The organism is Bradyrhizobium neotropicale, assembly GCF_001641695.1.
Classification (GTDB): Bacteria; Pseudomonadota; Alphaproteobacteria; order Rhizobiales; family Xanthobacteraceae; genus Bradyrhizobium; species Bradyrhizobium neotropicale.
The window spans coordinates 119275-126789 of the sequence record NZ_LSEF01000008.1; the positions used below are offsets into that span (position 1 = coordinate 119275).

Consider the following 7515-nt stretch of genomic DNA (forward strand, 5'->3'; position numbering starts at 1 on the left):
GCCACCGCCGGCGAAGGGAAAGCGCTACGCCGCGGACTTTCCGGCCAATCTCTTCCCGTGGAGCCGCGAGGGCGAGCAGTAACAGCGAAACGGCCGCACCTGGCGGCCGCCTTCGCGGGGCTTGACGGAGAATTGACGGCCTACTTCTGCTGCTGCGGCAGGAAGGCCGGTCCGACCGAGCGGATCGGCTTGCTCTCGGAGCTCGCAGCCGTGCTCGTATCCGCGGGCGGTGCTGTGGCCGGCGCGGTGGCGGTGGTCGGCGCCGGCGTCGCGCCCTTCTTGGCATTGGCGGGCTGGCCCTTGGTGAGCCGCTGCTGCTGCATCTTCTTGGCGCTCTCTTCGGTGACGATGATGTCACCCTGCTGCTCGGCGGCAGCCTTGTCGTCGACCGATTTCAGCGCGTCGGCCCAGCTCTGGCCCGCGGCCTTGCAGGAGCAGGACGGATTGAACTCGCTGCGGAATTTGAACGCGGTCGGCAAAGCCGTGTAGGGCTGGCCGCTGACGGAGACGGCCGAGTTCATGTCCTCCCCGGGATTGCGGTAGGCATAGAGAGAGGCTTCCGCCGCCGGGCACAGCGCCTTGCAGGTCTTCTCATCGTCGGGGAAGCGCGCCGGCACCGTGGCGAATGAGATCGGGAAATAGGCGCCGTCGCAGGTGCGCACGCACACAGTGCGGTAAGTGCCGGACTGCGGGCCGAGATCGGCGGGCGGCGGCGCGCCGGGAGGATTGTTGGCGCTGTTGCCGCCGCCGAACAGGTTGCTCAGGAAGTTGCCCTGCGACTGCGCCGCGTTGGCATATTGCGGGCCGCAATTGTTCTGCGCGAGCGCAAGCAGCACCGATCGGCGCTGGTTGTCGCGCTCAGGGCTGAAGCCGCCAGGACCGCCGCCGCGCAGGCGTTCAAGATTGGCGGTGATCTGGTCCAGGTTGGCGCGCATCTGCTGGATCTGGGTGTTGACCGGACCGCATTGCGCCGACTGGCCGTTGAACAGCGAAAAGAAGCCGGAGGAATCGCAGCCCATGCGCTTGGCCTGCATGGTGACGCGGTCGAGCTCGGCCTGCTGGCGGGTCTGGGAATCCTGGTAGCGGCGGATCTGGTCTTCGCGTGCTGGGTCGCCGCCGCCACCACCACGGTCGAGCGCGGCGAGCTGTCCCTCCAGGCGCGCGCACATCGGATTCGGCCCGAGCCCGCCCTGCGCGGGCGGAGGCGGCGGTCCGGGCGGACCGGCCTGGGCGAAAGCGTCATTGGCGAGCGCGAGCGCGCTCAGAAGCACGGCACTGGCAAGGAGGGAACGAGAGCGAGACAGGGACAAAAATTCAGGCATATCCGCCATTCTAGCGAGGTCGCGGCCCCACGGACGGTGGGGGCCGAAGCGCGCCCTCCAATACCCGCTTCTCGGGGCATCGTCACGTCGTTTCGCGGGCGCAGATGGGGCCTAAAGTCTGCCAGCTCCGAGCGAATTCAGCGCTGACAGGTGATTGCAACATATTCGTCGCAATGGCCATGGGAGCAGTTTGCGCCGGATTTGGGGACGGACCCGGTAATTTCGTCGGGATCGACCCGGCGGTAGGCCGAGGCCTGGGCGAAATCCCGCGACTGGCAATAGGTGCGCGCGACCTGCGCGCCGCATTTCTCGCCCTTGGCGAGGCACTGGTCGATGCCGTAGCCCTCAGCCTGATTATTGATGATGAAGACGCGGGTCTCGGCCGATGCAGCGGTCGCAGCCACGATGAAGGCACTGGGGAGGAGCGCGAGCAGGGATCGCATGATGCACCGGAGGCTGGGGGAACCGCCAGCCCTCGAATAGACTCAAAAGGTTAAGGATGATGAACCATCAAGGCGGGGCGGGCGCGCTTTGCGGAAATAAGACGGCATTTTCGCGGCTCTCTTGACGCGAGGCCCCTTCGTGGCCCATATGTTCCCGCATGAACGGTCTCCTCGCCATTTGCGCCATTTGCGAGATTACGAGCTAGCGATTCGCTGGCTGGAGCCGTCTTTTCTCAAAAGCATTGAGAGCACTGGACGCCCGGCCAACAGCCGATGGGTGTCCATATGGAATTGCGCCTTTACGATACGCTGACGAAGGAGAAGCGGCCGTTCGTGCCGCTCGATCCAAAGAATGTCCGCATGTATGTCTGCGGACCGACCGTTTATGACTTCGCCCATATCGGCAATGCGCGGCCGGTGATCGTGTTCGACGTGCTGTTTCGGCTGCTGCGCCATCTCTATGGCGAGGCGCATGTCAAATACGTCCGCAACATCACCGACGTCGACGACAAGATCAACGACCGCGCCGCGCGGGATTTCCCCGGCCTGCCGCTGAACGAGGCGATCCGCAAGGTCACCGAGGAGACGGGCCGGCAGTTTCATGCTGACGTCGATGCGCTTCAGGCGCTCAGGCCGAGCGTGGAACCGCGCGCGACCGAGCATATCGGCGAGATGCGCGAGATCATCGAAAAGCTCATCGCCGGCGGCTTTGCCTATGCCGCCGAGGATCACGTGCTGTTCTCGCCGCAGGCGATGAATGCGGCCAATTCCGAGCTGCCGCGCTACGGTGCGCTGTCGAAGCGATCGCTCGACGAGATGATTGCCGGAGCCCGCGTCGACGTCGCGCCCTACAAGCGCGATGCGACCGACTTCGTGCTGTGGAAGCCGTCCAAGCCCGGCGAGCCGTCATGGCCGTCGCCGGCCGGCATCAAGGTGCAGGGCCGTCCGGGCTGGCACGTCGAATGCTCGGCCATGGCCTGGAAGCATCTCGGTCAACATTTCGACATTCACGGCGGCGGCATCGATCTGGTGTTTCCGCACCACGAGAACGAGGTGGCGCAGACCTGCTGCGCCTTCCACCAGTCGCGCATGGCGAACTACTGGATGCACAACGGCTTCCTTCAGGTCGAGAGCGAGAAGATGTCGAAGAGCCTCGGCAACTTCATCACCATCCGCGACCTGCTCGCGGACTGGCCGGGCGAAGTGCTGCGCCTCAACATGCTGAAGACGCATTACCGCTCGCCGATCGACTGGACCATGAAGTCGCTGGAGGAGAGCGCGAAGACGCTCGACGACTGGTATCGTTTTGCGGCTGACGCTGAGCCTTCCAGGCTGGCGGCCTCCGTGATCGAACCGCTGCTCGACGACCTGAACACGCCGCTGACGATCGCGGCGCTGCATGGTCTTCGCAATTCGTCAGATCTGGGCGGTCTTGCGGCATCGCTGCGTCTGCTCGGCTTCCTTGCTGAGAGCGCGGCGCAGTGGGAGGGCCGGAAGCGGCAGGCGAGCGGCGTTGACGCAGCCGAGATCGATCGCTTGATCGCGGAGCGCGCCGCAGCGCGTGCGCGAAAAGATTTCAAGGAGTCCGATCGCATCCGTGACGAGCTCGTCGCCAAGGGCGTCGTGCTCAAGGACGGCAAGGATGCCGACGGCAAGCCGGTGACGACTTGGGAGCTCGCGTGATGGCACAAGCGCTCCCAAAGCCCGGTTTGCGTCCCTTCCTGCCGGCCGACGTGCCGATGCTTGCCGCGATCTTTGCGGCCAGCATCGAGGAACTGACCGGCGACGACTACAACGAGGCACAGCAGGAAGCCTGGATGATAGCGGCGGAGGACGAGGAGTTCGGCCGCCAGCTCGCTTCCGACCTGACGCTGATCGCGACGCTGGACGGCTCGCCGGTGGGCTTCGCCTCGCTGCGCGGCAACGATCACATCCGCATGCTCTATGTGCATCCGGCGGTGAGCGGGCAGGGCATTGCGACCATGCTGGTCGATGCGCTGGAAAAGCTTGCCGGCAGCCGCGGCGCGAAGAGCCTGACGGTCGATGCCAGTGACACCGCGCAGGGCTTCTTTGCCAAGCGCGGCTACGCCGCCCAGCAACGCAACAGTGTCACCGTCAATGACGAGTGGCTCGCCAACACCACCATGAAGAAGACGCTCGGAGCAGCGCAATGATCAAGGAGCGCCTTTATCTGTTCGACACCACGCTGCGCGACGGGGCGCAGACCAACGGGGTCGATTTCACGCTGGCCGACAAGCAGGTCATCGCCCAGATGCTGGATGAGCTCGGTATCGACTATGTCGAGGGCGGCTATCCCGGCGCCAATCCGCTCGATACCGAGTTCTTCGGCGCCAAACCGAAGCTCAGCCATGCGCGCTTCACCGCCTTCGGCATGACGCGCAGGGCAGGGCGCTCGGTCTCCAACGATCCCGGCGTCGCCGGGCTGCTGGAGGCCAAAGCCGATGCGATCTGCTTCGTGGCAAAATCCTCCGCCTATCAGGTGCGCGTTGCGCTGGAGACGACGAAGGACGAGAATCTCGCCTCGATCCGCGACAGCGTCAGCGCGGCGAAGGCTGCGGGCCGCGAGGTGATGCTCGACTGCGAGCATTTCTTCGACGGCTACAAGGAAGACGCGAGCTTCGCGCTCGCCTGCGCCAAGGCGGCCTATGAGGCCGGCGCGCGCTGGGTGGTGCTGTGCGACACCAATGGCGGCACCATGCCGCATGAGGTCGAGGCCATCGTCACCGAGGTGATCAAGCACATCCCCGGCGATCACGTCGGCATCCACGCCCATAACGACACCGAGCAGGCGGTGGCGAATTCGCTGGCCGCGGTGCGTGCCGGCGCACGGCAGATCCAGGGCACGCTGAACGGGCTCGGCGAGCGCTGCGGCAACGCCAATCTCTGCTCGCTGATCCCGACCTTGAAGCTCAAGACGGAATTTTCGGACGTCTTCGAGATCGGTGTGACGGACGAGAAGCTGGCGAGCCTCGTGAAAGTCTCGCGCACGCTCGACGACATGCTCAACCGCGTGCCGAACCGGCACGCTGCCTACGTCGGCGAGAGCGCCTTCGTCACCAAGACCGGCATCCACGCCTCCGCCGTGCTGAAGGACCCCCAGACCTACGAGCATGTCGAGCCGGAATCGGTCGGCAACCACCGCAAGGTGCTGGTGTCCGACCAGGCCGGGCGCTCCAACGTCATCGCCGAGCTCGACCGCGCCGGCATTGCTTACGAGAAGAGCGATCCGAAGCTGACGCGGCTGGTCGAGGAATTGAAGGAGCGCGAAGCGGCGGGTTACGCCTACGAATCCGCCAACGCCTCGTTCGAGTTGCTGGCGCGCCGCACGCTCGGCAAGGTGCCGCATTATTTCGAGGTCGAGCAGTTCGACGTCAATGTCGAGCAGCGCTACAACGCGCTCGGCGAGCGCGTCACCGTGGCGCTGGCCGTGGTGAAGGTCGACGTCGCCGGCGAGCATTTGATCTCGGCGGCCGAAGGCAACGGCCCCGTCAACGCGCTCGACGTCGCCTTGCGCAAGGACCTCGGCAAGTACCAGAAGTACATCGAGGGGCTGAAGCTGATCGACTACCGCGTGCGCATCCTCAATGGCGGCACCGGCGCGGTCACGCGCGTCCTGATCGAAAGCGAGGACGAGAACGGCGACAGCTGGACCACGGTCGGCGTGTCCCCGAACATCATCGACGCCTCGTTCCAGGCGCTGATGGATTCGGTGATCTACAAGCTCGTGAAGTCGGGCGCGCCGGCTTAAGGGACGGCGGCGCCACAAACATCGTCATTGCGAGGAGCGAAGCGACGAAGCAATCCGGACTGTCTCCGCGGATACACTCTGGATTGCTTCGCTTTGCTCGCAATGACGGGGAGGAGGGGCAGACATGATCGACCACATCTCCGTCGGCGTCAGCGACCTCGAACGCTTGGCGAAATTCTACGAAGCAACCCTCGCAGCACTCGGGCTCACGCGGCTCGTCACGCGGCCGCGGACGGTCGGCTTCGGCAAGACCTATCCGGAATTCTGGATCAATCTGCGCGAGGGCATGCCGCGCGTGCCGCCGGAGAGCGGCGTGCACATCTGCCTGCGGGCAAAGACGACGAGCGAGGTCGATGCGTTTCACGCCGCGGCGCTTGCGGCGGGCGGTGCCTCTGACGGTGCGCCCGGCATCCGCCCGCACGATCGCGTGCGTTACTACGCGGCCTTCGTCGTCGATCCCGACGGTAACCGGATCGAGGCGGTGACGTTTCCGGCGGAGTAGGACGCTAGAGCCGCCGCGCCACTTCCGGCGCGAGATCCTTTTCCGCCTCGGCGACCAGGGCCGCCGCCGATTTCAGCTTCGGCAGGATCTCCTCGACACGATCGGCCTTGAGGATGTCGACCTTGAGACCGTCGCGGATGAACTGCGTCTGGCGCATGTGCGACAACAGCGAGAACAGTGGCTCCCAGAAGTTATCGATATTGGCGAGCAGCACAGGCTTGGCGTGACGGCCGAGCTGCTTCCATGTGAGCTGCTCGACGAGCTCTTCCAGCGTGCCGACGCCGCCCGGCAGTGCCACGAAGGCGTCGGAGCGCTCGAACATCAGCCGCTTGCGCTCGTGCATGTCGGGGGTGACGATCATCTCCTGCACGCGCGTCAGCGCGTTCTCGCGCATCCGCAGGAAGTCGGGGATGATGCCGGTGACGGTGCCGCCGTGATCAAGCACGGAGGTCGCGACCGCGCCCATCAGGCCGAGCGAGCCGCCGCCATAGACGAGGCGGACGTTGTTCTCGGCGAGCGCTTTGCCGAACGCCTTGGCGCCTTCGATGAAGCGGGGATTGGTTCCTGGGCCGGAGCCGCAATAGACACAGACGGTTTTGATAGTGCTCATTGGTGCCATGATGCATTGCAGCGAAAGGGCGTCAAGTCCAATCGGTGATTCGCCGCCCCCGGAAATCTACCGGTAAATGACGACAAACAATGCAAGAATCGGTTCCTAGCGGGATGCGCTGACGCCCAGAAGTCTCTATATGACGAGCGAAAATCGCAAATCTCAACGGGCCCGCATCCGGCGGGCCTCCAGGCTTCTCGATGGATCACCCTCATTCGCCCGCCGGCGCTGCCGCGCCTGACGCGGCTGCCACATCGCCGGAACGGGCCACCCTGATCGGGACGCTGGCGCATCTGTGGCCCTATATCTGGCCGAGCGACCGCTTCGACCTGAAGATGCGCGTGATCTGGTCGATGGTGCTCCTGCTCGCGGCCAAGCTGATCACGCTGGCCGTGCCGTTCAGCTTCAAATGGGCAACCGATGCGCTGACCGGGGCGAACACTGCGCCGGTGCAACCCGACAACTGGCACCTCTGGGTGATCGCCTCGCCGCTGCTGCTGACGGCAAGCTACGGCGCAATGCGCATCCTGATGGCGGTGCTGACGCAGTGGCGCGACGGCATCTTCGCGCGCGTCGCCATGCATGCGGTGCGCAAGCTCGCCGCCATCACCTTCGTCCACATGCACGAATTGTCGCTGCGCTTTCACCTCGAGCGCAAGACCGGCGGCCTGACGCGTGTGCTCGAGCGTGGCCGCGAGGGCATCGAGGTCATCGTGCGCATGGTGATCCTGCAGTTGATCCCGACCATCGTCGAGGTCTCGCTGCTGATGGCCGTGCTGTTCTGGCAGTTCGACTGGCGCTATGTGGTCGCGACGCTGATCATGGTCGCGGTGTACATGTACTACACCTACATCGCGACCGAGTGGCGG

Annotated in this window: 8 protein-coding genes; 5 read left to right on the forward strand and 3 right to left on the reverse strand. The window is 65.0% G+C overall.

The annotated features are described in order from the left end of the window. Positions 1–140: 140 nt before the first annotated feature. Positions 141–1331, reverse strand: a complete 1191-nt coding sequence (locus tag AXW67_RS01335) for a DUF2865 domain-containing protein (protein WP_063676026.1) — start codon at positions 1329–1331, stop codon at positions 141–143. 128 nt (positions 1332–1459) lie between these two features. Beyond that, a complete protein-coding gene (locus tag AXW67_RS01340; protein ID WP_063676028.1) occupies positions 1460–1765 on the reverse strand; it encodes a hypothetical protein in 306 nt (101 codons plus the stop codon). 285 nt (positions 1766–2050) lie between these two features. Here AXW67_RS01340 and cysS point away from each other — a divergent pair, with 285 nt between their 5' ends. The 4 genes from cysS to AXW67_RS01360 all read left to right on the forward strand — a co-directional run bounded on the left by cysS (position 2051) and on the right by AXW67_RS01360 (position 6036). Then, positions 2051–3448, forward strand: coding sequence for a cysteine--tRNA ligase (gene cysS / locus AXW67_RS01345; RefSeq protein ID WP_063676030.1), 1398 nt, complete (start codon positions 2051–2053; stop codon positions 3446–3448). Beyond that, positions 3448–3939, forward strand: coding sequence for a GNAT family N-acetyltransferase (locus AXW67_RS01350; protein ID WP_063676032.1), 492 nt, complete (start codon positions 3448–3450; stop codon positions 3937–3939). Before cysS ends, AXW67_RS01350 begins: the two co-directional genes overlap by 1 nt. Continuing rightward, entirely contained in the window at positions 3936–5534 is a 1599-nt protein-coding gene (cimA, locus tag AXW67_RS01355) for a citramalate synthase (protein WP_063676034.1), read from the forward strand. The genes AXW67_RS01350 and cimA overlap by 4 nt, the downstream gene beginning before the upstream one ends. A gap of 124 nt (positions 5535–5658) precedes the next feature. Then, positions 5659–6036: a VOC family protein gene (locus AXW67_RS01360; protein ID WP_063676036.1), complete on the forward strand. Its 378-nt coding sequence runs from the start codon at positions 5659–5661 to the stop codon at positions 6034–6036. A 4-nt stretch (positions 6037–6040) separates the two neighbouring features. Here the strand turns inward: AXW67_RS01360 and AXW67_RS01365 are convergent, their stop codons facing one another. After that, the gene (locus AXW67_RS01365) at positions 6041–6646 is read right to left on the reverse strand and encodes an LOG family protein (RefSeq protein ID WP_063676038.1); all 606 of its coding nucleotides are present in this window, start codon (positions 6644–6646) and stop codon (positions 6041–6043) included. A gap of 200 nt (positions 6647–6846) precedes the next feature. Between AXW67_RS01365 and AXW67_RS43580 the strand changes: the two genes are divergently transcribed. Further along, positions 6847–7515, forward strand: a 669-nt coding sequence (locus AXW67_RS43580; protein ID WP_245315346.1) for an ABC transporter transmembrane domain-containing protein, incomplete at its 3' end; no start/stop codon positions are given.